The organism is Desulfitobacterium dehalogenans ATCC 51507 (assembly GCF_000243155.2).
Classification (GTDB): Bacteria; Bacillota; Desulfitobacteriia; order Desulfitobacteriales; family Desulfitobacteriaceae; genus Desulfitobacterium; species Desulfitobacterium dehalogenans.
Map to the genome: position 1 here is coordinate 3,508,819 of NC_018017.1, position 26,374 is coordinate 3,535,192.

29 protein-coding genes are annotated in these 26,374 nt (G+C 47.8%); all 29 read right to left on the minus strand.

Annotation, left to right across the window (positions count from 1 at the left end; translation table 11 throughout):
- Positions 1 to 8: 8 nt before the first annotated feature.
- Positions 9 to 1,508, minus strand: coding sequence for a flagellar hook-length control protein FliK (locus tag DESDE_RS16985; protein ID WP_014795258.1), 1,500 nt, complete (start codon positions 1,506 to 1,508; stop codon positions 9 to 11).
- A 63-nt stretch (positions 1,509 to 1,571) separates the two neighbouring features.
- Entirely contained in the window at positions 1,572 to 2,318 is a 747-nt protein-coding gene (locus tag DESDE_RS16990; RefSeq protein ID WP_014795259.1) for a FliA/WhiG family RNA polymerase sigma factor, read from the minus strand.
- 28 nt (positions 2,319 to 2,346) lie between these two features.
- On the minus strand, positions 2,347 to 2,778 hold the full coding sequence (locus DESDE_RS16995; RefSeq protein ID WP_014795260.1) for a hypothetical protein: 432 nt from the start codon (positions 2,776 to 2,778) through the stop codon (positions 2,347 to 2,349).
- Between the two features lie 3 nt (positions 2,779 to 2,781).
- Positions 2,782 to 3,264 carry a chemotaxis protein CheD gene (locus DESDE_RS17000; protein WP_014795261.1) on the minus strand — a complete coding sequence of 161 codons (483 nt, stop codon included), beginning with the start codon at positions 3,262 to 3,264 and terminating at the stop codon, positions 2,782 to 2,784.
- On the minus strand, positions 3,261 to 3,857 hold the full coding sequence (locus DESDE_RS17005; protein WP_014795262.1) for a chemotaxis protein CheC: 597 nt from the start codon (positions 3,855 to 3,857) through the stop codon (positions 3,261 to 3,263). The genes DESDE_RS17000 and DESDE_RS17005 overlap by 4 nt, the downstream gene beginning before the upstream one ends.
- Before the next feature lie 3 nt (positions 3,858 to 3,860).
- Positions 3,861 to 4,505 carry a flagellar brake protein gene (locus tag DESDE_RS17010; protein WP_014795263.1) on the minus strand — a complete coding sequence of 215 codons (645 nt, stop codon included), beginning with the start codon at positions 4,503 to 4,505 and terminating at the stop codon, positions 3,861 to 3,863.
- Between the two features lie 39 nt (positions 4,506 to 4,544).
- Positions 4,545 to 5,429, minus strand: a complete 885-nt coding sequence (locus DESDE_RS17015) for a MinD/ParA family protein (RefSeq protein WP_014795264.1) — start codon at positions 5,427 to 5,429, stop codon at positions 4,545 to 4,547.
- Positions 5,422 to 6,663 carry a flagellar biosynthesis GTPase FlhF gene (flhF, locus tag DESDE_RS17020; RefSeq protein ID WP_014795265.1) on the minus strand — a complete coding sequence of 414 codons (1,242 nt, stop codon included), beginning with the start codon at positions 6,661 to 6,663 and terminating at the stop codon, positions 5,422 to 5,424. The genes DESDE_RS17015 and flhF overlap by 8 nt, the downstream gene beginning before the upstream one ends.
- On the minus strand, positions 6,653 to 8,719 hold the full coding sequence (flhA, locus tag DESDE_RS17025) for a flagellar biosynthesis protein FlhA (RefSeq protein WP_014795266.1): 2,067 nt from the start codon (positions 8,717 to 8,719) through the stop codon (positions 6,653 to 6,655). The genes flhF and flhA overlap by 11 nt, the downstream gene beginning before the upstream one ends.
- An 18-nt stretch (positions 8,720 to 8,737) precedes the next feature.
- Entirely contained in the window at positions 8,738 to 9,790 is a 1,053-nt protein-coding gene (gene flhB, locus DESDE_RS17030; RefSeq protein ID WP_041917291.1) for a flagellar biosynthesis protein FlhB, read from the minus strand.
- The gene (gene fliR, locus DESDE_RS17035; RefSeq protein WP_014795268.1) at positions 9,787 to 10,569 is read right to left on the minus strand and encodes a flagellar biosynthetic protein FliR; all 783 of its coding nucleotides are present in this window, start codon (positions 10,567 to 10,569) and stop codon (positions 9,787 to 9,789) included. The genes flhB and fliR overlap by 4 nt, the downstream gene beginning before the upstream one ends.
- A gap of 18 nt (positions 10,570 to 10,587) precedes the next feature.
- Entirely contained in the window at positions 10,588 to 10,860 is a 273-nt protein-coding gene (gene fliQ / locus DESDE_RS17040; RefSeq protein WP_014795269.1) for a flagellar biosynthesis protein FliQ, read from the minus strand.
- A 17-nt stretch (positions 10,861 to 10,877) separates the two neighbouring features.
- Complete coding sequence (gene fliP / locus DESDE_RS17045) at positions 10,878 to 11,657, minus strand: flagellar type III secretion system pore protein FliP (RefSeq protein ID WP_014795270.1); 780 nt, start codon at positions 11,655 to 11,657, stop codon at positions 10,878 to 10,880.
- Positions 11,654 to 12,139, minus strand: coding sequence for a flagellar biosynthetic protein FliO (gene fliO / locus DESDE_RS17050; RefSeq protein WP_014795271.1), 486 nt, complete (start codon positions 12,137 to 12,139; stop codon positions 11,654 to 11,656). Before fliO ends, fliP begins: the two co-directional genes overlap by 4 nt.
- Before the next feature lies 1 nt (position 12,140).
- Positions 12,141 to 12,503 (minus strand): response regulator, encoded by a 363-nt coding sequence (locus DESDE_RS17055; RefSeq protein WP_014795272.1) that lies wholly within the window; start codon positions 12,501 to 12,503, stop codon positions 12,141 to 12,143.
- Positions 12,504 to 12,556: 53 nt separating this feature from the next.
- The gene (gene fliY / locus DESDE_RS17060; RefSeq protein ID WP_014795273.1) at positions 12,557 to 13,837 is read right to left on the minus strand and encodes a flagellar motor switch phosphatase FliY; all 1,281 of its coding nucleotides are present in this window, start codon (positions 13,835 to 13,837) and stop codon (positions 12,557 to 12,559) included.
- Entirely contained in the window at positions 13,830 to 14,825 is a 996-nt protein-coding gene (fliM, locus tag DESDE_RS17065; RefSeq protein ID WP_014795274.1) for a flagellar motor switch protein FliM, read from the minus strand. Before fliM ends, fliY begins: the two co-directional genes overlap by 8 nt.
- 108 nt (positions 14,826 to 14,933) lie before the next feature.
- Positions 14,934 to 15,356 carry a flagellar basal body-associated FliL family protein gene (locus DESDE_RS17070; protein ID WP_014795275.1) on the minus strand — a complete coding sequence of 141 codons (423 nt, stop codon included), beginning with the start codon at positions 15,354 to 15,356 and terminating at the stop codon, positions 14,934 to 14,936.
- The gene (locus DESDE_RS17075; protein ID WP_014795276.1) at positions 15,356 to 15,568 is read right to left on the minus strand and encodes a flagellar FlbD family protein; all 213 of its coding nucleotides are present in this window, start codon (positions 15,566 to 15,568) and stop codon (positions 15,356 to 15,358) included. Before DESDE_RS17075 ends, DESDE_RS17070 begins: the two co-directional genes overlap by 1 nt.
- Positions 15,565 to 16,008: a flagellar FliJ family protein gene (locus tag DESDE_RS17080; protein ID WP_014795277.1), complete on the minus strand. Its 444-nt coding sequence runs from the start codon at positions 16,006 to 16,008 to the stop codon at positions 15,565 to 15,567. The genes DESDE_RS17075 and DESDE_RS17080 overlap by 4 nt, the downstream gene beginning before the upstream one ends.
- 18 nt (positions 16,009 to 16,026) lie before the next feature.
- The gene (gene fliI, locus DESDE_RS17085) at positions 16,027 to 17,328 is read right to left on the minus strand and encodes a flagellar protein export ATPase FliI (protein ID WP_014795278.1); all 1,302 of its coding nucleotides are present in this window, start codon (positions 17,326 to 17,328) and stop codon (positions 16,027 to 16,029) included.
- Positions 17,312 to 18,211: a FliH/SctL family protein gene (locus tag DESDE_RS17090; RefSeq protein ID WP_014795279.1), complete on the minus strand. Its 900-nt coding sequence runs from the start codon at positions 18,209 to 18,211 to the stop codon at positions 17,312 to 17,314. The genes fliI and DESDE_RS17090 overlap by 17 nt, the downstream gene beginning before the upstream one ends.
- The gene (fliG, locus tag DESDE_RS17095; protein ID WP_014795280.1) at positions 18,195 to 19,199 is read right to left on the minus strand and encodes a flagellar motor switch protein FliG; all 1,005 of its coding nucleotides are present in this window, start codon (positions 19,197 to 19,199) and stop codon (positions 18,195 to 18,197) included. Before fliG ends, DESDE_RS17090 begins: the two co-directional genes overlap by 17 nt.
- 1 nt (position 19,200) lies before the next feature.
- Positions 19,201 to 20,802 carry a flagellar basal-body MS-ring/collar protein FliF gene (gene fliF, locus DESDE_RS17100; RefSeq protein ID WP_028305616.1) on the minus strand — a complete coding sequence of 534 codons (1,602 nt, stop codon included), beginning with the start codon at positions 20,800 to 20,802 and terminating at the stop codon, positions 19,201 to 19,203.
- A 148-nt stretch (positions 20,803 to 20,950) separates the two neighbouring features.
- The gene (gene fliE, locus DESDE_RS17105; protein WP_014795282.1) at positions 20,951 to 21,295 is read right to left on the minus strand and encodes a flagellar hook-basal body complex protein FliE; all 345 of its coding nucleotides are present in this window, start codon (positions 21,293 to 21,295) and stop codon (positions 20,951 to 20,953) included.
- 7 nt (positions 21,296 to 21,302) lie between these two features.
- Positions 21,303 to 21,833 carry a flagellar basal body rod protein FlgC gene (flgC, locus tag DESDE_RS17110; protein ID WP_014795283.1) on the minus strand — a complete coding sequence of 177 codons (531 nt, stop codon included), beginning with the start codon at positions 21,831 to 21,833 and terminating at the stop codon, positions 21,303 to 21,305.
- A gap of 5 nt (positions 21,834 to 21,838) precedes the next feature.
- Positions 21,839 to 23,053 (minus strand): protein-glutamate methylesterase/protein-glutamine glutaminase, encoded by a 1,215-nt coding sequence (locus DESDE_RS17115; protein ID WP_014795284.1) that lies wholly within the window; start codon positions 23,051 to 23,053, stop codon positions 21,839 to 21,841.
- The gene (locus DESDE_RS17120) at positions 23,040 to 23,483 is read right to left on the minus strand and encodes a chemotaxis protein CheW (RefSeq protein WP_014795285.1); all 444 of its coding nucleotides are present in this window, start codon (positions 23,481 to 23,483) and stop codon (positions 23,040 to 23,042) included. The genes DESDE_RS17115 and DESDE_RS17120 overlap by 14 nt, the downstream gene beginning before the upstream one ends.
- Before the next feature lie 64 nt (positions 23,484 to 23,547).
- Entirely contained in the window at positions 23,548 to 25,743 is a 2,196-nt protein-coding gene (locus DESDE_RS17125; RefSeq protein ID WP_014795286.1) for a chemotaxis protein CheA, read from the minus strand.
- Positions 25,744 to 26,374 lie beyond the last annotated feature (631 nt).

Consider the following 26,374-nt stretch of genomic DNA (forward strand, 5'->3'; position numbering starts at 1 on the left):
GTTCCCTCCTAGGCCTTGATATTAATCCGATTAGCGCCTGGGATCACTTCATCATTACCCAGTATTCTCTCAAGCTCTTCACTATTAAGCGACTCTAAAGTGTCATCCCCGCTCTCCTGAGAGCGGCCTGAACCTTCCCGGCCCTGATGCTCCTGAGCACCTTCTTTTTGCTCTCCCAAGCCCATCTCCATCTGTCCGCATTGGATGCCTAGCTGAGTCAGATTGTCTCTCAGTTCAGACAGATTCTGCTGGAGGATCTGTCCTGTTCCCCCATCCGAAGCCACCATGCGCAGATGAACTTGTCCCTCATCCCAACTCATGGAGATATTAATTGCTCCTAAATGGGCAGGGTGCAATTGGATGGTCAATTCGCGAAGTTGGGGACGAGCCAGATAAGCCTTGTCAAAGATGTCTCGAGCCACTTGGGCCCATATGGGCTGATTGCTCTTGTCGGCAACTTTCCCTTGAACTTGAGCGATATCTTTGGCTTGATGGGTTAGATTGCCTGCCGCAACATCTTGAATGGTAGATTTATTCGCCTTGCTCAATTCCGCAGGACGTTCATTTTCTTGAAGCCCTTTAGTAACTCTCTCTTTTAAAAGGAGGGATTCGCCTTCTGCCGGCTTTTCTTCCAGTACGCCATGCATTGCTGTGTTCTTTGCTTCATCTTGTTTTAGAAGCGTACTAATTTCCGGGTTCTTCCCTGCCCCTTCAAGTCCATTACCTGTCCTATGCTTAACCAGATTCTCATCCGATCCTGTCTCACCGGAACCGGGCTTTGACTTACCTAATAAGGCTGCAAGCAATGTGCCCTGATTAACCTCGACAGCGCTATGCTCTTGTGTCTTTGCCGAATCCGTCATTGCGGTACCGGTCATTGCCTTTGTTGCTTGTGCTTCTTCATCCATAGGGATAAATAAACCACTGTTATAGCGTTGCACAGCAATTTCCGATTTCTGCTGATCTAAAGGATTAAACTCCGCCTGATTCGGTGATTTAATCCTCATTTCCCCTGACATTTCTTTAAGTAAATTGGATATCACGTTTTTATATAAATCCAACTCCGACTGGGGGGAAGCCTTCCCCTGAGGCTGTTCTGTCATCCCTGACAGCTGTACATCCTCTACTATGCCTGAAGAATTTGATGAGGGCGTTTGACTCCGTAGGGCATCGAGCTGAGTCAGAAGAATCTTCAGTTGCTCCGAATCGGCTCCCTGTTCCCCTTCCCCTTGGAAACCTCCGTTTCCTTGAAGTATCCCCATAAGTCCTTGTAACCCATCCAAACCCAATAAGGCGTGACGTCCGGAATTGGCATCCTTGCCTGCCGGTTCATTACTCTGGTTGCCAGAGTCTTGTCCCTGTCCAATTTGGTTAAGCCAACCGCCAAAGATTGCTGCAAACATCATCGCAGCTGAGTCTGCACCTGGCAGTGAACTACCTGTGAAGGAAGCTCCATCTTCAGTGCTTGTGATGGCTCCCCTCGTGGATAGGGCATTAATTCCTGTCATGGCATCACCTCCACTATACTGAATCTATATAGGTTATCGACAAAAGTTCCTCGGAACTTTAGGTTAGAACAAATTCTTTTTTTGGCGACTGAGGCGTCCCCTTAAGCGTAGTATAGCTTGGGAATGAAGCTGAGATATTCTTGATTCCGAAAGCTTCATAATGACTGCGATTTCTTTCAGGGTGAGATCCTCCTGATAATACAAGGCCACGACAAGCTTTTCCTTCTCAGGGAGCTTTTCGACGGCGTCAGCCAGTATCTTTTTTTGTTCATTGAGTTCGACTTCCTGGAAGGCTTCCTGGGCTATGGGGTCCGTCAATTGTGTCCTGGGGGTATGGACTTCTCCTTCTTCACCAACAGCCACTTCATCAAGCGAAGTCAAGGTCAGCATTTGCCCTTGATGCACAGCGACTTCCAAATCCCGCAGATCCATCTTCAGTAAGGCCGCCACCTCTTCGTTGCGGGCAGGACGACCATGCTGTGCTTCCACTTCAGTAAAAGCATCCTGGATGCGTTTAATTTTCTGCCGAGCTGAATGAGGTACCCAGTCCATAGTCCGCAAACCATCGATAATAGCTCCCCGGATTCTCAGGGTAGCATAGGTTTCAAATTTCACTCCCCGGACGGGGTCAAACCGATCTAAAGCATCCAGCAATCCAAACACACCATAGCCGATTAAATCGTCTTCATCCACATGTTGAGGTAAGGAAATAGCCAACCGACCGGCGATACGCTTGACTAGCGACAAATACATTTCGATTTGCTCGGTTCTCCATGATCCTCGATTGGCCGCTTCATAAGGATTCGACATCTTGTTGGCCCCCCTCCCTTACAATCATCTACTCTCCCCAACCCATTCTTCTCACTATTTCTGCCTGCTTCTCAACACTGGGCTCCCCTTCAGCAAATTCCTGATTCAATTGACCGGCTCTGGCAGGGGGAATTTGGCCGCTTTTCGTATAGAGAGCCTGTTCAGGACCCATTCCTTCTAAATTCCGGGCCTCTTGCTCCAGGTCGCCCAAATCCAAGTCATCTTCCTGTCCTACGGCAATGTCTAAAAGGCCGCCCAACTTACCCGGATCCATTTCAATGCCGGTCTTTTCAAAAATCGTTATGCTGGCTATACTGATGCCATAAATAAGGGTAAAGCCAATAATGGCACTGAGGACAACGTGGATAAGGCTTTCCCCTGTATAGAAACTAATCAGTGCTAAGACAGCTGAAACGACAAGTGCAAAATACCATGCCCAGAGACGTAATTTATCCATCATCTACTAAATCACCTTTTCGCCGTGGTTAATGGTCCGAACCTTAAGGTCCCCTGTGCCGACATCAAAATGAATGGTCCGTCCAAAACTTCCCCCCACATCAGAGACAAGGAGAGGGATCCCCAGGCGCTTTAACTCTATAATCACTTGTTCAGCATTACGATCCCCGATCTTTAAGACAGGAGGCTTCCCTGGGAAGGAAAACATTTGAGCGCCTCCGGCCATTTTGGCACGCAGGCGTGATTTAGAGGCACCTAGACGGAGAATCTCCGTTACCAGAACGTCCATAGCTGTATCAGCATATTTGGCAGGATTTCCGCCATTGGCACTCCCAGCAGTGGGCAGCATAATATGCGCCATGCCCCCCACCTTTTGAATGGGGTCATGAATGCATATACCAATACAAGAACCTAATCCTGCTGTCATTAAAATATTAGGTGCTTTTGTCGTTTTTAAATCAGCCATTCCAACACTAATTACATTGCTCATAGTCCCAAAGCTCCCAGCAACTTTCTCAACGATCCCTCATCTGGTAAGAAAACGAACTTTCCTTCAATTTGCGGTATTCCGGAAAGCTGAGTATTAATAAAGAGAACCGTATCCTCAAGTATTCCGTCTTCCAGAAGAATCGCATCAAAAATCGCCCCCACCATATCCACTGCTAAGGCAGGTACCGAAGGCAGAAGGGGGATTCCCGAAAATTCAGTTATGGCGATGAGGAAGGAGCTCACCATAATATTCCCTATCTCTTTAAGGGCAGATTGAGCCATCTCATTATCAAAGAGATTAAAGGGTTCATTGGAACCGAATAAGGCTTGTACCAATATTTCAGCGCTTTCCAAGGGAAAGAAAAACACCGCTTTACCAGGGGCATCCCCTTCGACCTTAACGTAGATAACAGCTTGAGGAATCTCCAGATGACCGATCACCGTGGGAGCATTCTCAAATTCTATCGCTCTAACCTCAGGAATGGACATTTCAATTCGGCGGTTGAGCATGGTGGATAATGCTGTAGCAGCATGTCCGGAGCCAATATTTCCAATCTCACGCAATGCATCCAATTGCATTTGATCGATTTCCATAATTTAGATCAATCCTTTCTTACGCAGGTCTCTTTGAATATCAAAAACACATCGTATGATGCGATCGCGATCTCGTTCGGAAATTTGATAGAAATCTACGGACACGGAAAAGAACTTGGTATCTTCGATAGCCTCCATCCGACATACCCGACCCGGAGTCCCTATAGTACCAAAGGGAAATTCAAGATAGGCATAGAGGATGGTGCCTTTCTCCAACTTGACCTTGGATTGGAAACGCATTCCTCCACCGCTTAGATCCAACATACTCCCCTTTTGTATATCCCCTAAACCTTCTTTTTCCACCACTTGATAGGTTATGGGAAAAAAGGCAGGAATTCGAACATAGTTCCTCCTTTGGACCCTTTTAATACTTTCCGGCATCTTCAGGACAAACACCGGTATGGGTACCGCGATACGCTGAAGAATAGAGGAATTGAAAGAGTATGAAGCCACTTCATCCCAAAAGGTAACTTCTACAAGAGTACCCTCTTGCAGGGGAATGATCATTCCTTGCTGATGGGGTGCATATACGGATATGCGTGTTTTGCCGACTTCATCGATATGTGTTTTGTAATTCCCCTGATAGTCGCCCTCTGGAACGTGCAACTCAATTGCTAATCCGGAAACTAATTTATCGAGATATTGCACTGTCCTCACCCCCTAAGCAAAATTGTGAAAGCAGAATATTTAAAAAGTCCGTAAAAGATTGGTCAAAAAGCCACGAATTCCCCCCGCTTGTCTCGGTGGACTAAGATAAAGTCCCGACACCGAGCTGGCAATCCATTGGATACATTGATAGGCCGTACTTCGAGGATAGGAGACCCCGATGGGTTCTTGTTTCATAATGGCTCTGCCCACGGACATATCCTCATAGACCCATCCTAACAAATTGACCGAAGCATTCAGGAACCGTTTCGCAGCACTTTCCAGGCGCTCATAGGTGTCCTTAGCATCCGACTCCTTTTGTACCCGATTCACTACCACATTGACAGTGAAATTATCCTTAACCTTCTGCAAAGCCTTCAGCAGACCGTATGCATCGGTTAAAGAGGTTGGCTCTGGAGTGGTGATCAAGATGATATCATCCGCCGCCCTCAGGAAATTGAGTACAGTATATCCTAAACCTGCGCCTGTATCGATGATAATAATATCAGCCAAGCCTTCTAAGCGTCCCAGATTTCTAACTACCTCTTCCAACCGATCCCTCTCAATGTTAGCCAGATCCTGGACCCCTGAGCCCCCCGGTAATATTCCTATCCCTTTAGGGCCATAGATAAGGATTTCCTCAATATCCTTTTCACCATTGAGAAGATGCTCAAAAGTATAACGGGGAGTAACGCCACAAGCTATATCCAGGTTCGCAAGTCCCAGATCACCATCCAAAAGGATGACCCGATAGCCTAAATCGATTAATGCCAAGCCCAAATTCACACTGAAATTGGTCTTCCCTACTCCACCCTTGCCGCTGGTCACTGCAAATACACGAAGACCTTGTTGGGAATTCGGGTTCGAGGTAGAGTTCGATTTATGTCGAGAGGCGATACGCTTCAATACTTTTGCCTGGTCATTCACGTCGATCCCCCTCCCCCAGAATATACCGAGTCAGACGCTCTGGGGTCGCAACTTCTATATCATCAGGAACATTTTGCCCATTGGTAATATATGCAACAGGCAGGTCTGTTCTTTCCAAAAGATTAAGAATGGTCCCCCCGCTGATTGTTTCATCCATCTTGGTAAAAATCAGATGAGTCGTCAACGCTTCGAAGCGTTCGTAAATCTTGGCCAGATCCGGAGCCTGAGTGGCGGCACTCATGACGAGCATGGTTAATTCCGGCTGAGCCTTCTCTAGAAACGCTTTCAATTCAGACATATGAAGATCATGATGAGGACTACGCCCCGCCGTATCAATAAAAATAAGTTCCTTATCCTCATGGCGTTGGATGGCTTCCCGCAGTCCGGAGGGAGTCATGACCACCTCTACAGGTACCCCAATAATCTCCCCAAAGGTTTTCAGCTGCTCCACGGCAGCGACCCGATAGGTATCTGCAGTGATCAGAGCAACTCGCCGTTTATCCACGATACTAAAGCCCGCCGCTAGTTTTCCGATGGTGGTGGTTTTTCCTACCCCTGTGGGTCCGACTAAGGCAACTATCCGTGGTTTACGGACTCCTGGCTGAATAGCCGCCGTATTTCCGCAAATCTGACGCACGGCTTCTTTTATACAGGATCTGACCCGATGGTCCTCCACCCAGTCTTCTTCACGGACATTTTGCTGGACTGAGCGAAGAAGTCTCTTGATTAACTTTGGGTTTATTCCCCGCTCTTTGAGCATATCGGCCCATTTTTGCAGGGGTACGGGCCATACTCCCTGTTCACCATCCAAACCTTCAATTTGGCGGTTCATGCTCTCCAGTAATTTACGCATGGATTGAAGTTCTACTTCTAAGGTGTTGACTTCTCCATTTTTGAGAGTGCTTACCTCAACTCTGGGAGTTCTTTCCGTAGGAATGCTCTCGACGAACCGATGTGGGTAAATCTCTTTTTCCTCATTATGCGCCAAAGGGGCTTCTTTCCGGACTGTATATGGATTCGACGGGTATAAAGATTTCACAGGAACTTGTTTTTTGTTCACAGGTTCCTCTTCAATGGCAGCCATAACTTCCACTTTGGGCTTACCGAAAAGCCCTAACAACCCGCCTTCCTTGAATTGCCGTGTCTGAAGGATGACAGCATCGGCTCCCAATTCCTTCTTCACCTTGCCCATGGTCTCGGCCACTGTATCTCCAACAAATCGTTTAACTCGCATTTCCAGTCGTCACCATCCCTACTGCCTGAACTTGTACACCATGAACAAGCTCGTTATAAGATAAAACAATGAGCTGTGGTAACTGACGCTCCGTAACCCGTTTTAGATTAATCCTCACGACCGGAGCACAGACCAAGATAGGGTTATATCCTTTAAAGGCCATTTTTTCTATTTCCCGGACTAAGGATTGCATAAGTTCCTGCAACACACGAGGATCCAGAGTCAGATAGCTCCCGAAATCCGAAGGCTGAATACTATCCAGAATCTGCTGTTCCAGCTTCGGCTCCAGGGTAAGCACCGGCAATTGTTTGTCCATTCCCAGGAGAGGCTGGACAATTTGTCGGGCTAAGGACTGACGAACATACTCAGTTAAGCGATCCAAATCCTTTGTGGATGAGGCATAATCGGCTAAAGTCTCCAGGACGGTCACCATATCCCGGACGGAAACCCGTTCTCTCAGCAAATTTGAGAGGATCTTCTGTAAATGTCCCAGATTCAAATGCTCCATAGCATCATCCACCGCAGCCGGTGCTTGCTCACGAGCATGATCCAGAAGGGTTTTGACATCCTGACGGCTTAAGATTTCCCAGGCATTGCTCTTAATGACTTCTGTCAAATGAGTCGCTAAGACTGTAGGAGCATCCACCACAGTCCCGCCATTCATCTCCACTTCTTCTCTATAAACGGCATTAATCCACTTGGCGTCCAGCCCAAAGGCAGGCTCCTTTGTGGGTATGCCCGGAATAGTATCATCTCCCAGGCCGCTGCTCATGGCAAGATAGTGATCGGCCAAAATTTCTCCCCCGGCCACCTCGGCACCGCGAATTTTAATTGAATACTGATTGGGTTGCAGGTTCATATTATCCCGGACGCGAATTACCGGAACGATAAAGCCCAGTTCGCTGGCCACCTGTCTCCGGATCAAGACGATACGGTCTAAGAGATCGCCCCCTTGCTGGACATCAACTAAGGCGATAAGGGCATATCCCAGTTCCAGCTCCATATTATCCACATTTAAAAGGTTAAGGACATTCTCCGGCTTTTTACTTTCTTCAATAGCTGTTTCCCGCGCCGCCGCGGACTCTTCCACCACTGCTTTTTGACTGCCTTTATCCATAACCCTTCCCAGCACCACAAGAACAATGGCAACAATAAGTAAGGGCAAGAGAGGAAGTCCAAATAGAGCGAGGATTAAGGCTACCCCTGCGGTTATGTAGAGAGCTTTCGGGGTGTGAAAAAGTTGTCGGGAGAGGTCCTCACCTAAGTTGGTTTCTGAAGCTGCCCGAGTGACCACCAAACCTGTGGCTGTAGACATCAAAAGGGCTGGAATTTGTGTTACAAGTCCATCCCCAATGGTCAAAAGAGTATAGGTATGCAAGGCTTCCATCATGTCCATGTCCCGTATAACGACCCCGGTAACAAATCCTCCGATAATATTAATAAAGAGGATGATAATGGCAGCGATGGCATCTCCTTTGACGAACTTACTGGCTCCATCCATGGCCCCATAAAAATCAGCTTCAGCTTGAATCTTCTTGCGGCGGTCTCGGGCTTGCACTTCGGTAATCATCCCTGCATTCAGGTCGGCATCAATGCTCATTTGCTTCCCCGGCATTGCATCCAAGGTGAAGCGGGCCCCTACTTCAGATACCCGTTCCGAACCCTTGGTAATAACAATGAAGTTCACGACGACCAAAATGGCAAAGATGATAAAGCCGACCACAGCGCTGCCTTTGACGACAAACTCGCCGAACTGCTGAATGACTTCACCGGCATGACCATTTGAGAGAATTAAGCGGGTGGTGGACACATTAAGGGAGAGACGAAACAGGGTTAAAATCAGAATCAAGGAAGGAAGCACCGAAAATTCCAAAGGGTCTTTGGTAAAGACCGCAATCATCAAAGTAAGTACGGCGGCAGAAATGCTAATGGTCAATAGAATATCTAACATCAGTGGAGGAATGGGTACAACCATCATGACAACAATGGAGACGATGAAAATAGCTGCGAGGACGTCAATGTTGCTGTACCAGCGGCGGCTTACGTTTGTGGCCATGAGTGGATTCCTCCTTTCTTACCCGGTATATTTCTTGCGCTTAAGCCGGTACACGAAGGCGAGGACCTCCGCCACGGCTTTATAGAGATCCGCAGGCACAGCCTGACCTATTTCCGCTTGCGCGAAAAGGGCCCGGGCCAGCGGCTTATTTTCCATCGTTACAATCCCATATTCCTTGGCCAGCTGCTTAATCCGTTGGGCGATTTCGTCGGCACCTTTGGCCACCACGACCGGGGCCGAACTTTCTTTGGGGTCATAACGCAGGGCTACAGCATAGTGAGTGGGGTTGGTCACCACCACATCGGCAGTTTTTAAATCCTGCATCATACGGCGCATGGACATGGCCCTTTGTTTTCTTTTAATCTCCCCTTTAAGCTGAGGATTCCCTTCCGTTTGCTTATATTCCTGCTTCAACTCTTCGTGGGACATCTTAAGATTTTTCTCATAATCCCACCACTGATAGAGAAAATCGATGGCCGCAATGATGAAGAAGGATAAGGCGATTTTCCAGCCCAGGTTGATGATTAATCCGCCGATAAAGACTGCCCCTTGGCCTACTGTGAAACGAGCCATTGTCGGAAAGACTTCGAAATTATCCCGGATGGTGGCGTAGAGGAAATAGCCTATAAAAATGACTTTGAGCAGGGACTTGAGAAGTTCCACCCAGGCTTTCACCCCAAACATCCGTTTAGCGCCGCTAATCGGGCTAATTCGGCTCAATTGGGGCTTTAAGGGCTCCACGGTAAAAAGGGAGCGCACCTGAAGGTAATTGGCGCCGGTGGCGACGACAGCACCCACCACTAACAAAGGAGCTACAATCTGAATACCCAGCCAGAGAAGATCCACCATCAGGCTGGAAATGGAGCGGGCCGTCCATTCAGTAGAGAGCCCATAGACATAAGGAAAGATTTGGGTAACCTTTTCCACCATGGTGGGTACATAGTACTTTAACAGCCCAATAAAGCTGACCAGCATGAGTGCGGAAACCATTTCCGTACTCTTAAAGACCTGGCCTTTCTTACGTGCTTCCTGCCTTCGCCTGGGCGTGGCCTGAAACGTTTTTTCACTCATGTTCCCTGCCACCCTTTATACAACTCTAAGAGCCAGGTCATGGCCCGCCCAAAGAGCATGTTGACTGTTTCTCCAAAAAAGCCGATTCCCAAAAAAAGAATGATAAAACCAAAGATGATTTTTACCGGAAAGATGACCGTAAAAATATTCATCTGGGGCACAGTGCGCATCAAGAGTCCCACACCGATATCCGTCAGAACCAACGCACCTATGACGGGGAGAGCCAGTTGCACCGACAAGGTGAAGATTTCCCGAATGAGAAAGATATAATAATTAAGTCCTTGAGGGAGAGCCCCCGGATTAATAGGGACATAAGTATAGCTCTTGACCATGGCCGCAATAAGATAATGGTGGGAGTTGGTGGCAAGGAGCAGCATAATGGCCAAAATCATTTGAAAATTACCCATCATAGCGCTTTGCACACCAAAAATCGGGTCGATGGCTCCGCTCATATTAAAGCCCATCTGCATGTCAATCAATTGACCTGCTCCTTCTAACACGGCAGTAATGGCATAAATGACAAAACCGATCACAAGGCCAACCACAATCTCCTTGATTAATAGTGCCGCATAGGGCAGTGTTTCGCTGGGAATCTGCGGTCCGCCGGCCATGATGATCGGATAGAGGATGAGCGAAATACTTACCGCCAAGCCCAACTTGACCATGGCAGGAACCCCGCGGGCTCCAAACACCGGGGCCAGCATAATCATGCCCGCCCAACGTGAGAGAATAAGGAGGAACAACGTGAGATTCCATTGCAAAAATTCTGCTAAGCCCATGTCACTCCTCCGAGATGATTAATATTTACCAAAAATAGCCAGATCATTAAAGAGATTGGTAGTAAAACCTGTAATCACATTAAGCATCCACGGGCCCAATAAAAGCATGACAAGAGCGATGGCCAGGATTTTGGGAATAAAGGTGAGGGTCTGCTCTTGAATCTGAGTCATGGCCTGAAACACACTGACCATTAAACCCACAAGCAAGCTCACACCCAGTACAGGACCCCCAATCATCAAGGCTGTCATCAAGGCTTCTTTGGCCAGATAAAGTACGTCACTTTGATTCATCAATACACATCCTTAGGTTAGTAGAAGCTTGTGACAAGTGACTGGACTACAAGATGCCAACCGTCCACCAAAACAAACAAAAGAATCTTAAAGGGCAATGAAACCATCATGGGGGGAAGCATCATCATACCCATGGACATGAGAACAGAAGCCACCAACATATCGATCACCATAAAGGGGATAAAGATTGCAAAGCCCATCTGAAAAGCTGTCTTTAACTCACTGATTACAAAAGCAGGAATGAGGACATAGGTGGGGATATCCCCATAAGTCTGAGGCTGTTCCATTCTGGCCAGACCGACGAAAAGCTTGAGATCTTTTTCCCGGGTCTGCTCAAACATAAATTGCCTTAAAGGGGCTTCCGCTTGCTGCAGAGCTTCTGCCTGAGTCATTTGATTTTGCATATAGGGCTGAAGAGCCTGGGTATTGATCTCATTCCAAGTGGGTGCCATGACGAAAAAGGTTAAAAATAATGAAAGCCCAATAATCACCTGATTCGGCGGCAGCTGCTGTGTACCAAGGGCATTGCGTACAAAGGAGAGCACAATAATCGTCCGGGTAAAAGAGGTCATCAGAACAAGAATCGCCGGAGCGATGGAGAGTACGGTCAATAAAAGCAGGATTTGCAGGGTTGAACTGGTTTGCTCAGCCGTTGTCGTCCCGAAATCAAGGGTTAATCCTGCGGCCAAAACTGAATCCGTATTCACCAGTATTCCGCCCAAAATCAAGAAGAACAGCAGCAAAGCTTTTAGGTTTCGCTTCTTTGCTGAACCCAATGCCTTCACGGTGGCTATCATTGGTCCACCTCCTCAAGCAAACGTTCTAGCTCATCGGCAAAGGGTTCTTTCCCCCGGCGCCGTTTACCGCCAAAGGTGCGCTGGGCAATTCCGGATAGAATGCCCTCCACACGCTCAGTGGGCCGGTGGGCAAGCTCATCCAGGATCTCAGCCGCCAGCTCAGGGTCATCGATCTCATCGATCTTCGTCAAATGATGATCCGTTCCCCCCAGGATCTGGAGCTTTCCCGCAATTTCCACCAGATAGAGAGATTGGCTGGCATTGAGCATTTGCCGATCCAGAACTCTCGCCCAAGGCGCCTGCATGCCCCGGAAAGAAGCCTGGTTCATTTTGCGGATGACCCATAAAGCAACCACCAGAATAAGGAGAAAGACAAGAATCGTCCCTATGATCCCCCCCCAGTAGGAAGGATCGGCTCCTGACAGATCTGCGGAAGCAGGAATTGTGTCTGGATAGGGCGTGGTATTATCTATTTTTGGCATTTTACTTCAGCGCCTTTTTTACAGCCTCAACCACCCGATCTGCTTGGAAGGGTTTCACAATAAAGTCCTTGGCGCCGGATTGAATGGCATCGATAACCATCGCTTGCTGGCCCATGGCACTGCACATAATGATCTTGGCTTGAGGGTCGCGCTTGCGAATCTCACGAACGGCCTGTAGTCCATCCATCTCAGGCATGGTGATATCCATGATGACCAAATCTGGAGTCAGCTCAGCAAATTTATCGACGGCCACAGCCCCATTCTCAGCCTCGCCAACCACTGTGAAGCCGTTCTTTGTTAAGATATCCTTGACCATCATCCGCATAAATGCAGCATCATCAACAATTAAAACATTAGCACCCACACTATTTCCTCCTTAATAAAAACGGAATAAATCTTAATCTTTCCTGAATTCTACTAAAGTCCAATGGCCTTAGTCATACGTTCACTGGGCTGTATAATATCCGTAATGCGTATCCCAAAGGTCTCATTGATGACCACAACTTCACATTTTGCCACAAGCTTACCATTGACGATCATATCCACCGGTTCCCCAGCCAGGCGATCCAACTCAATAACCGATCCAGGTCCTAATTCAAGGATTTCCTTGATGGTTTTCTTAGCTTTCCCTAACTCTACACTGACCTGTAAGGGGACATCCAGAATAAGCTCGAGATTCTCTTGCCCGTGAATGGGATCAGCAGGCCTTAAGGGGACGAATTGAGCCGGTTGTACCGATGTCGGGGGAGCCCCATATCCTGAAGCGTAGTAACCTCCTTGATTTTGTCCATAGGCAGGTCCGCCATATCCTTGTTGTTGCTGAGGATACTCCGGCTGAGGCTGAGGTATGTAAGGAACTTGAGGAGGTTGGTTTCCATAGGCTCCTTGTGGTGACGGCATAGAAGGACCGGGGATTGGTGCCGTGGGTTGGGCATAGCCGGTGTTGGGCGCCTGGGGTTGTTCCACCCGGGGAGGAGGAGTGGGCTTTGCTTCTGGTTTGGAACCGGTTCCACCCATTGTTCCGAGAAGCTTATTAACCATTCCCTTCGCCACATGAATCGGAATCACTTGAACTAAAATGCTGTCAATGACATCTTCCACGACCATCCTAAAGGAAATTCTGACGAGTTCTTCGTGGGATTGGAGCACATTGGTAATGATATCATCATCTTTGGGAGACATATCATTTAAGACTAACTGGGGTGGTGTGATATCCACGACGGAATTAAACATGGTAGACATGGAGGTCGCCGCCGAACCCATCATCTGATTCATAGCTTCGGCAATACCGCTGATTCCAAGCTCTGAGAGTTCTGAAGGCGGGTTTTCACCTGTTCCTCCCATCATCAGATCCACAATGACTGCCCCATCCCGTTGGGAGAGAATGAGAAGATTAGATCCTTCAATCCCCGCTTTATACCGGACATCGACGATGACCGAGGGAATCGGATAATCCTTGCGGATTTGCTCCGCACTTGCCATATCCACCTTGGGGGTGGTGATTTCAACTTTCTTTCCCAAGAGCTGGGAAAGGGTTGTCGCTGCAGTTCCCATGGAGATATTGGCTATTTCTCCTATGGCATCCTTTTCCATATCGCTAAACTCTACTTTGGGTTCATTTTCCGCTGGGGGATCCGTCTCAAGATTCCCTCCCAGCAGGGCATCGATTTCTTCCTGGGAAAGCATCCCGTTACCCATCCTGATCCCTTCCTTCCTCAACGATTTCTGTTATTTGAACAGCGAGATGTTCCCCATGCAGACCAGGAATTCCTTTAAACTTTCTAAAATTCCCAACGTAAACAGGGAGCGCTTCTTTAACGTTTTGCATCAGCGGGATAACATCCCCTGGTGCCAATTCCAAGAGGTCACGAACTAAAATCTCCGAATGTCCCAGCATGGTGGTCATATCCACTTTCGCCCATTCAATTTTCCTGCGAATAGCGTTGACCTGTTCTTTCGAGGTTACTTTGGACTGAGTAGAAAAAAGGAATAATGTACTGAGTTTATCCAAGACAGGCTCCAGTACCAGATAAGGCAGGCACATATTGACCATTCCTACCATTTCGCCGACCTTAACCTCTAAGGTGACAAGGATAATCATTTCATTGGGCGCAACAATCTGAGTAAACTGAGGATTGGTTTCTAAGACCATATATTCCGGCTCAGTAGGAAGAACCTCAGTCCAAGCCTCCCCAATTAAGGTAATCATCTGTTCCGCTCGATGGGAAATGATCGTCCGTTCAATCTCTGTCAGATCCCGATTCTTCTCCGAACCTTGTCCTTGCCCGCCCAGCAGCCGGTCAATGATAGCAAAGGCCAGTGCCGGACTCATCTCCATCAGAAGAGTCCCTTCCAAGGGATTCAGAGCATATAAACTGAGGATTGTCGGATTAGGCAGGGAACGAATAAACTCATCATAGGTTATTTGCTCAATGGAGCTCACCTTAGTCTCAATAATAGAATGAAGATGTCCCGATAAGTAAGTCGTCAATGACCGGCAATAATTCTCATAAATATTCTGGAGGGAGTGAATCTGATCTTTGGAGAATTTGTTCGGTCGTCTAAAATCGTAAACTCGGACTTTCTTTTGTACTTTTGTTGTTTTAATTTCCTCAGCATCCACTTGTCCATCAGAAAGCGCGTTCAGTAAGGCATCAATTTCTTCCTGTGACAATACCTCTCCCATAAGATCCCCCCTCTCCAAACATTCTTATTTTTATGTTTTTATATTAAAGCAGTTAGGTTATAAATCATAGTATTTTTCGCTGGTGAGCAGCATTTCCGGGGTAAGTATTTACTGATAAACAAAGGATAAGAAGAAAATGCTCTGAACCTGATTGCCTGTTACTTCATTAAGTTGGTTAATTAGCTCGAATTTCAGATCTTCACGAACCTCTGGTTGCATATCCTCTAGTGTTTTACTGGAAAGAACGGTATTAATCCGGTCCTTGATAAAGGCATCCTTGGCAGTGATCGCTGCTTCCGATTTTTCGTTCATCCCTTCGAGTGCTATAGCAGTCTTAAGGAAGGCTCCTCCCCGGAGATTGACGGTAAATTCTCCAACAGGTATCACCGGGCCTTCTTCCTTTTTTATTACTCCTTGATGTGTAGGGCTTTCTGAGAAGAATATTTTCTGGGCACCCAGTGTTCCAACGACACCAATAGTAGATCCCAAAAATCCCGCGATAAAAATTGTAATAATTAACTTACGGTCCATTACTCTGATATCTCCCCTTCTTCCCGAAATAACGGATGACAATGCCTCTTATATTCCGTCACTCTGCGAATGAGCTCCTCTGTTGTTTCAGTGACAACGTATTTATTTCCTCCCGTTAAGGTAATAACCGTATCCGGGGTTGCTTCCATGCTTTCGATCAGGTCTGAATTAAGAACCAACCTTTTGCCATTGATGCGGGTGACTTCGATCATAAGCTATTCCTCCGTCCAAAAATTATTTGGCCTGCTTCATCCAGGACAGCTTGTTCACGCCGCTGTTCCTTAAGGTTGAATACCACTCTTTGTTTTTCCTTCAATTTCTTCAACTTCTCGGCATCCTGATGGGCTTCAAGGAGCCTTTGCCGCTGCTGAGCGACCACCCACTCCTGTTGGGAAACTTCCTTTTCTATTTGCCGTAGAAGTTCAATTTGCTTTTGACTAAAAATCTGCCATAGACTTAGATCCTGAGGTGAGGTTCTGCACGCCTCCTCTTGACCTTGCAAAGCAAACTGCCACACTTTTTCCTGGTCTTGACAGGCCTTTTGGAGAGAGGACAGCTTTTGGATTTCCTGAGCAAGGAGCCGCTGCTGTTCTTCGAGGCTGCGTTCGGCGAGCCTAAGTGCTGCTTCGAGGCGAAATCTGAATTTGGCCAATCGGATCGCCTCCTTATCTTACATAAGGGCCTGATGAAGTTGCTGGATCATTTCGTCGAAGGAGACTTTCTCCTCCACGTCCTGACGGAGGAAACCATTGATTCCTTCTATATGCTGGATTGCGGCATCGATACGGGGGTTGCTTCCTGCCACATAGGCTCCGATGTCAATTAAATCCTTAGCATCATGATAGATAGCAAGATGCTCCCGGAGTTTTCCGGCCAGCTCTTTATGTTCCGGTGAGATAATATCATTCATGACCCGGCTTACGGATTGGAGCGTATCAATGGCCGGATAATGGTTCTGCATGGCTAATTCCCGGGTTAGGACGATATGTCCGTCCAGGATTCCACGGACTGTGTCGGCGATAGGTTCGTTATGATCGTCCCCATCCACAAGGACTGTGTAAATCCCTGTAATGCTTCCGACCTCGCTCATGCCGGAGCGCTCAAGAAGTTTGGGCAGCAAAGCAAATACTGAAGGCGGATAGCCACGGGTTGCCGGCGGTTCCCCGGTGGTCAACCCCACTTCCCGTTGAGCCATGGCAAAGCGGGTCACGGAATCCATCATTAAGAGTACATCCTGGCCTTGGTCCCGGAAGTATTCGGCGATGGCCGTGGCTGTGAAAGCAGCCTTGAGGCGAACCAAGGCGGGTTGGTCAGAGGTTGCTACCACGAGTACGGAACGCTCTAAGCCCTCTTCGCCGAGATCCTTCTCGATAAAGTCCCGAAGTTCTCTTCCCCGTTCTCCAACCAGAGCAATGACATTCACATCGGCTGTGGTATTCCTTGCCATCATTCCCAGCAGGGTACTTTTACCCACTCCTGAACCAGCGAAAATCCCAATTCTCTGTCCCCGGCCAATGGTTAGCATCCCATCCACCGTGCGAACCCCCACACTGAGAGGGTCGCGAATTCTTGGTCTTAGAAAAGCACTGGGAGGAGAATTTTGCAATGGATAATCCTTATGAGTAACCATAGGACGCCCATCCAAGGGCCGGCCCAGTCCATCGAGAATTCTACCCAGAAGGGCCTGCCCGACTCCGACTTCCAGCTTATGTTGTTGAGGAACCACCCGATCCCCCGGAGCGATTCCTTCTAATTCAGCTAGAGGCATCAGCAGGGTGGTGGAATTGCGAAAGCCCACCACCTCAGCCGGAATTTCTTTTCCCTGCCGGGTATGGATCTTACAGTATTCTCCCACACTGACACGAGGACCGTCGGATTCAATCATCAGCCCCACGATTTTGGCCACCCGGCCATGAGAGACGATCAAATCCAAATCATCTATTCTATGAAGCAGATTATTCCAATCGGTCATGCCTTAGCTCCTCTCTCAGGAGTTGTTCACAGCGTTCCAGCTGAGCCTCTACACGAGCATCAAAAATACCTTCGGTGCATTCGAGGAAACAGTCTCCAGAGGTTAAGGTTTGATCCTCCAAAAGGGGGATGTTAATTTCTTCTGAACATTGGGAGAGCCACTGGTAGTCCGCGGTGGATACATGGAGCTTCCACCCCTCCCGCTCTTCGGGGAGCAGGGACAGGGCACGAATACGCTGAAGCAACTGCTTGGGGTGCTCCAGAATATGGACACGAAGAATTCTCTCAGCAACCTTCAACGCCATCTGGAGCAGTGTTTCATCCACTTTACTCCATTCCTCATGAGCAGCCCTTTGAGCAAGGGCAAGGATGTTCCGGGCTTCTATCTTCATCTGTTCAGCTTCCTGTTTTCCCTGGGCTATGCCTTCCTGAAGCCCTTGGGCTAATCCCTGGGCGAGCCCTTCTTCATAAGCCTGGTGAGAGACTTCCTCGCGAAGCTTCAGAGCAGCTTCTTCCCCTTCCACTCGTGCTCTTTCCAGAATCTTAACCGTTTCTTCCTGGGCCTTTTCAAGTTCTGTTTGAGCCTGAGCACGGAGGGCTTCAGCCTCGGCAAGGATTTCCTTAGCTCTGGCTTCCTGCTCAAGTCGAGCCTTTGTCAAGGCTTCGTCTTCGTCATGGATCGCGGCGGCTGAAGGTTCCCATTTTTCCTCCCCCTTAAGCCGGGGAAATTCCTCTCCCTGAGATAGACTTTCATTCCGATCACGAACTACGGAAAGACGATTGCTTAGGAATTGAAAGACCTCTGTCTGAGATTCCACGATACAGGGCATGCTGACCTCTACGGTATGGCTTTTGACCACTCTCGACCTAGTATATAATCTCATCACTGCCACCTCTTGAAATGACGATTGCACCTGTTTCCTCGAGTCGGCGAATTACTTTGACAATACGCTGTTGGGCTTCTTCTACATCTCTTAAGCGGACCGGACCCATAAATTCCATATCCTCCCGCAAGTTTTGGGATGCCCGGGATGACATATTGGCCATGATCTTTTGTCCCACTTCCGGATTGGAGCCCTTAAGGGAAAGGGCCAGGTCTTTCATATCCACTTCACGAAGCACCAGCTGAATTCCCCGGTCATCCAGCATAACGATGTCTTCAAAGACAAACATCTGACGTTTAACCTGTTCAGCCAGTTCGGGATCATCCACTTCCAGAGAATCCATGACCACCTTCAAGGTGCTGGGATCGCTGCGGTTAAGAATATCCACCACACTTTGAATCCCACCGGATGTAGTGTAATCCGTAGGAGCGAGACTGGATATTTTGCGTTCAAGTATCTTCTCAATCTCTTTTAAGACCTCAGGACTTGTTCTTCCCATTAAGGCAATCCGTTTGGTTACATCTGCTTGTCTTTCCTGGGGTAGGCTTGATAAGAGAATGGCCGCTTTATCCGGCGGTAAATGAGTCATAATCAGGGCGATGGTTTGGGGATGCTCTCCTTGGATAAAGGAAAGCAATTGTTTGGGGTCTGTGCGTCGTACTAAATCAAAAGGACGCATCTTCAAGGAAGAAGAGAGACGTGTGATGATCTCAAAGGCCCGCTGCTCACCGAGTGCCCGCTCCAAAACCTCCCGGGCGTAATCAATACCACCCTGAGCGATATAATCATTGGCCACACACATCTGATAAAACTCGTCTATGACCTTATCCCGCTGTTCTGATGAAATCTTACGTACATTGGCCATTTCCAGCGTCAGCTGTTCGATTTCATTCTCCGCTAAATGCTGTACCACCTTCGCTGATTTTTCTGGCCCTAATGCAATCATAAGGATGGCCGTTTTCTGAATTCCAGTAAGCTGCTGGGTCATCTTACTTTTCCTCCGCTAACCAAGTTTTAACAAGACGTGCCACTTCATCAGGATTATTCTGCACATAGATATCCACAGATTCCTTGATCTTCTGGCGCTGAATTTCTTCAGCAGACTTCTGCTTTTGTTGGGCAAGCTTAAGCTCGACTTCCCTCTCAGCTTCCTGCTGAGCAAGAAGAAGCTCTTCGGCTGCTGCCAGTGGAACAGGCTGAAGCTCTTGACCAAGCCCCATGGACTCTGAATCTTGCTTGCGTTTGGAGCGCATACGGAAAAGAACCAATATGAACCCTAAGGCTAAAAGTGCCCCTACACCCCATTCGATATAGGTACGCATTTGTTCTTTACGAGCTGCTTCCGCCAATGCCTGCTCTTGCTCCAGGGCACCTGTCTTATCAAAAGGCAAAGCAGCCACTTGAATCTCATCTCCGCGATTACGATCAATTCCGGCAGCGGAAGCGACGATGGCTTCGATCTGCTCTATCTGATCTTCACTTATGCTGTCAGCATCCAGGAGCACGGAAACAGTGAGGCGTCCGATGTCTCCTTGGTTTTTAATCCGTTGTTCCTGGGTCGTATCCACTTGATGATTAATAGTGTCCGAAGTTTTTTCGGAGGATGAAGTAATCCATGTCCCGTCCGGCGCCAAATAGCCCGGCACATTGGTGTTGACTCCCGGAGCTGTTCCTCCGGGTGAGGTATTGGTCGTCGTTTCTGTGGTATGGGATTCACTGAGCACTGCGCCGGGACCATGAGTTACGGTGTCTGTAGTAACTTGATCAAAGTTTAAGGTGGCATTAGCCCTGACGATGGTTTTTCCTGCACTAAATGCTTTATCCAACATACTTTGCACAGATTTACGAATATTTTCCTCTGTAAGCTGCTTAAGCTGAATTTGGGTAGCGGTCATTTTTCCCGGCTGACTGTCTTCGTTCAGAACATCGGAAAGAGTATTTCCATTGGAATCCACGATGGTCACATTTTCAAATTTTAAACCCTTCACCGAAGCGGCCAATAAATTGGCGATCCCCCGGATCTGATCTTCACTAATGGAGCTGCCTTCTTTAAGGGTCAGAGTTACTGCTGCCCTAGTATCTTCCTGTTGCTCGATAAACAAGGTCTCTTCAGGTATGACCAAATGGACCCGGGCGTCCTTGACACTGCTTAAGGTCTTCAGGGTGGTCTCCAGCTCAGTTTGTAAACCGAGGTTGTAACGCAGCCGCCGGTCGGATTCCGTCTCCCCGACGCGCGTCTTGTCTAAGCTCTCACTCCAGCTAAACTGGCTCCCCTTAGGCAGACCTGCATTAGCCAGCTTCAGGCGAATCGCCGCCGCCTCTTTTTCAGGAACCAAAATAGCAGAACCATTACTTCCCAATTTATAATTAACCTTCAAGTCTTCTAATTCCGAAGTGATTTCTCCGGCTTTGATATCTGTCAATTCCGTAAAAATGGCTACATAGCTGGGGTGGCTTGCCCAATAAAGCAATGATATCAGTGCAATTGCTACTGCCAGAGGAGCGGCAACGGTAATGACCTTTTGTGGGCGAGAGAGTTTGCCCCAAAATTCAAGAATTGATTTTTTGATTTCAGCCCACGAAAAATTCAACATCGCTCCTCCTTTCCTCAAACATTAATTATCCGTTAATAGAACCCTCATAAATAGATAATATTTTTATATATTGACTCATCTTAGACCCCAAATTTCCTTCATGGAAAACCGTATTAACATATGTACATAAATTAATGTACATAGATTATATTTGCATCCTCATGACTTCATGATAGGCATCTAAAGCCCGATTGCGAACTTCCACAGTTAAGGATAACGAAAGACCGGCCTTCTCTATCGCAAGCACCGCAGTATGAAGATCCTGAATTTGTCCGGTGGCTAAGCCGAGACTGGCCACATCGGCTTCCTTTTGAAGATTGTCTACTTTATGAAGGGCTTCCTGCAAAAACTGCCTAAAATCAGCCCCCACTTTACCTGCCCCGGCAGGAACTTGAGACCCTTTATCCCCGACAGGATTATTCTCCTGGATGGAATGCATGGTTTGGTTCATCATTAAAGGATTGACAGGAACAATTGGATTAATAGCCATGGATTAATCACCCCTTCCCAATCTCAAGAGCTCTGCTCATCATGGATTTGGAAGCGTTCAATGCTGTAACATTGGCTTCATAGGCCCGAGAAGCCGAAATCATATCCACCATTTCGGTAACGATATTCACATTGGGCAAGCGCACATAACCGGCGGGAATCCCGTCTTCAGGAGTTTGCGCGGCATCCGGGGATTCCGGATTATACTCAAATCGAAATGGCAGGGTATCTCCAGCAATCGCCTGAACTTCTACACCGTTGCCGGTGGCACCCAGAGTGGATTGCCCCTGAAGTAAAGCAGCGGAACTTACATTTCTGCCCTGCAAGGCTTGATTCAAAGTCTCAGCAAAACTTGACTCCACACCTCTTGCTTTAAACACAACCATCTGACGCTGATAAGGGATTTGGTTTCCTGCTTCGGTTACCTGTCCTGTTCGTGTGGTATTGATATTGGCAATATTATTGGATATGACGTCCAGGCGCAACCGCTGAGCGGTTAATCCTGAAGCACTAATATCCATCGACCCGAAAATACCCATGGTCGTTACCTCCTTTGCACACATTCAACAATATGCCGGGCGATCTCCCCCAAAGGAACCACCCGGTTGGCTAATCCTGCATCCACAATGGCCCGGGGCATACCATAAACTACACAAGTCTCTTCAGCTTCTGCGATAGCATAGCCTCCCCGTTCCTTGATCTCCCGCATTCCCCTGAGCCCGTCATTTCCCATTCCGGTCATGACCACACCCAGGGTACCTTTACCTACCTCTTTCGCTAAGGACAGAAACATCACATCCACCGATGGATGATAGAGGGTGGTAATCGGAGATTCATCGCCGATATGTAGAAAGAGCTGAGAGCCACGGCTTTGAACCTGCATCTGCTTACCGGCGGGAGCAAAATAAATGGTTCCTGCTTTTAAAACCTCCCCATGAACCCCTTCTCGTATGGTGAGGGGGGACATCCCATTAAGGCGCTGGGCCAAGGGGGCGGTAAAGCCAGGAGGCATGTGCTGTGCCACCAGCACCGGTACCGGAAAATTACCTGGAAGCTGGGTTAATACAGCTTGCAAAGCGGATGGCCCTCCGGTGGAGGTACCAATCGCGACAATCTCGACTGGATATCTGGGCAAGCCCTCTCCGCCATCCAGGGAGCGTCCTTTCGGACTTCCTAAGATAGAACCCGCATTCCCTGGGGATGGTAATCCTTGGGGAGAACTCTGATAAGTACTCGTACCGGCACGAGGAACATTTTCACCAGCGGTTCCAGCTGTCCAGGCCGGCCGGCTTCCTGGGTTAGTCGGAGTTCTGCTTACGGATCCTTTTTTATTTAATCGTCCCGGATCCACTTGAGCAGCAGCTTTAACTTTGTCGATTAAATCCCGAGCTAAAGCCTGGATATCCGCACCCGGTCCCCCGGAGGGTTTGGCAACCACATCGAAGGCTCCGGCTTCTAAGGCTTTAACACTGGCCTGGGCTCCCTCTGTGGTCAAAGCGCTGAGGATAATGACAGGGGTAGGCTGCCAACGCATGATTTCACTCAAAGCCTGGAGTCCGTCGATCTGAGGCATCTCAATATCCATGGTCACCACTTGAGGGCGAAGAACTTGTAGCTTTTCAATTCCCTCTTTGCCATCCCGAGCCGTATCCAGTACCTTAATATCCGGATCCTGACTTAATATTTTTTGCAAAGTTAAGCGCATAAAGGGTGAGTCATCCACAATCAAAACGGTGATTGGGGATTTAGGCTGATTCATGATTCATCTCTCCACCCATGATGTGATCGAGGTTGAGAAGAATCAGCAAACGTTCTCCTATCTTGCCTACTCCGCGGATAAAATGTGAGTCCATCCCTAAGGCGACAGGCGGTGGCGGCTCAATGGATTCGGTATCCAAACGCAGAACTTCTGTCACAGCATCCACCCGAATTCCAAAAACTTTATTCTGTACTTGAAGGACAATAATCCGGCTTAAATCGCTTTCTTCCACACGTTCCATCCCAAAACGGGTCCGTAGGCTCACCACAGGAATAACATTGCCCCGCAGATTGATGACCCCTTCCACATATTCCGGGGCCTTAGGCACTCGGGTGATGGGAGGAATACGAATAATTTCCTGTACACACATAATATCTACACCAAATTCTTCTGAACCCAGACCGAATGTCACTAATTGTTCTTCCGCCATCCTAGTCTCCTCCTCTATAATCAGATGTACCATTATATTCTAATACCAAGTTACGTAGTCATATTTAGCCTTTCCTTGCTACAAGGATATCCTGAATCAAACTCCCGATATCAAGAATCAAGGTAACTTTTCCATCCCCTAGGATCGTTGCTCCGGCAATACCCGGTAAGTTATTCAAGAAGTCGCCTAAAGATTTAATCACTACTTCTTGCTGACCGCGCAACCCGTCCACAATCAGACCCAGAGCCTTATCTCCCAGCCCTACTACCACCACAAAGACTTCTTCAGCTTCTGCCTCAGGTGCAGGAAGTGCGAATTTGTCCCGAAGTGAGATGAGGGGAAGGGTGTTGCCACGAAGCTGAACCATGGGCAATCCGCCCACATTCTTGATGTCTTTGCTCTCAACCAGCAAGGTCTCTAAGACAGAGGATAGGGGAACAGCATAAATCTCTGTACCCACTTCAACCAATAAGGCTTGGATAATAGCTAAGGTTAAGGGAAGACGAATGGTAAAGGTGGTCCCTTGGCCCTGGCGGGTAGTAATATCGATCATTCCGCCCAAATTATTCAAGGCCTTTTTAACCACATCCATGCCCACGCCCCGACCGGAAATATCCGTCACTTTGTCCGCTGTACTAAATCCCGGCATAAAAATTAAATTGGCAATATCCCGATCCGAGAGGCCTTCCCTCTCACTAACCAGCCCACGGTTGAGAGCCTTTTCGTAGATCTTGTTCAGATCCAAGCCTTTTCCATCATCGGAAATCAGTATGGCGATATGATTCCCTTCATGATAGGCATCCAAGGTGATGGTGCCCACTTCCGGTTTACCGGCTGCCCGGCGTTCCTCCGGAGTCTCAATGCCATGATCCACGGAGTTGCGGATTAAATGCATTAAGGGATCGCCGATGACTTCCACTACCGTCTTATCCAACTCTGTGTCTTCCCCCCGGAGGACCAGTTCCATCTCCTTTTGAGTCTTACGGGCGAGATCGCGAACCAAACGGGGGAAACGGCTGAATACAGTGCCGATAGGAACCATGCGCAAACGCATAGCACTTTCCTGCAAATCGCTCATCAAGCGCCCAAGATACACTGTAGTCTCATTAAGATTATTCACTAAAGCATCCATGCGATACTGTTCCTTAAGCTCCTGGCCGATTTGAACCAGGCGAGTACGAGTAATCACCATCTCGCCCACCAAATTGATCAGATTATCCATACGCACAGTATCGACCCGAATCGTATGTACTTGATTATTCCCATCAACGGCAGCATTGTTTCCGTTGCCGGAAGCAGGCTTATTGGAAGCCGGTGCTACCGCCTTGACCGGTATTTCTTGAACAGGCTTTACCTCTGGCTGCACAGGCTGGGAAGGAGTCGGTTCCACTACCGGGAGTAGTTCAGCCGCCTGAGCTGCAGCCGCCACTTCTTCGACAACAGGACTATTAACCGCCTCACCCATGAGGTAAGGATGAATCTCTACCTCTGCCAGCTCGGAGACCAAGAGAATTTCCGAACGAATCTCTTCAGGGGGATCATCGGATAAAATCAGCATCGCAAAGCCGTCTTGGCCGCCCACTTCCAGTTCTTCCACGCTGGGACGAAGCTTGACTACTTTACCCAAGTTCTCCATCCGTTGCACCGCCATGACTGCGCGGACTGCTTTCATCAAAGTATTGGGAGCAAACTTGATATCGATTTGATACACTCCATGTCCCATATCCTGAGAATCTTCAACCTGTTCCGCTACTTCATCAGACAGTTGAAAATCTACCCGTGTATAATTCGAGGCCGAGGCCGAACCCTCATTCCGGCTGTCACTGTCTTCTTTAATCGCAGCCGGGGTTCTGCCATCCATGAGTGCCCGCATTTCATCCACCAAGTCTTGATACTCGACGGTGATTTCCTCTCGCTTTTCCACCTGGCCTAACATTTCTTTGACACGGTCCGTAACCGCTAAAAGAACGTCAACCATGGAGAGTGAAACTTCCATCTTGCCTTGACGCAGCCGATCCAGTAAATCCTCAGCAGAATGAGTCAATGCTACTATGGAAGTAAACCCCATGGTTCCGGAGGCTCCTTTTAAACTATGTGCAGAACGAAAGAGATCATTAATCAGCCCGACATTATTGCCTTCTTTCTCAAGTTGCAGCAAACCCGCTGCAAGCTTTTCAATTTGCTCTTGTGAATCGAGAAGATAAAAATCCAGAAACTCTCCCAAATCGACTCCCAAGTTTTGATTATCTTCCTGGCTCATATGCAGCTCCACCCCTAACTTTTGCTTCTTCATTGTACACGGAAAAACCTGACTGAAGTCGCCGGTTGCCTCAGTGCACCGCAGATATGACTTTCAGATATGCGAAAAAATAAGCCAAACACTGTACCCAATCCATTATGTAATCGGTGGAAGCCCCATGGGCAGAGGCATCCATTGTTCTTTATTCGCCACGCTTTTTGTAATTCCTCCAAGCAAGGAGTCTATCAAGAAATCTTTGCTTTTCCCAAATATATCTTTTTTTCCGCTTTAATTATACTAACATTCCCTTAATCCAAGTGTAAATAAAACATTACTACATTTTCTTTGGAATACAAATTCTATTTTACTTATAAACGTGTCCTGTTTATATAGGACTTTCATCCTAATTTCTCCCAGTCAGGCAAAAAACACTCCGAAAATCGAAGTGTTTTTTGCTTTCGACTATTATTATGATGACGACACCTGATATAAATTGAGATTTTCTGGATAACAGAAAGAATCATACATGGAATTTACGAAGAAATAATATGAATGTATTCAACCAGTATTTAAAAAAGAACAACTAAGTGATTAGATTATACTGCTTTGAGCTTTCCGAAAGTATTTCCTGACGGAGCCCTTATTCGATGGC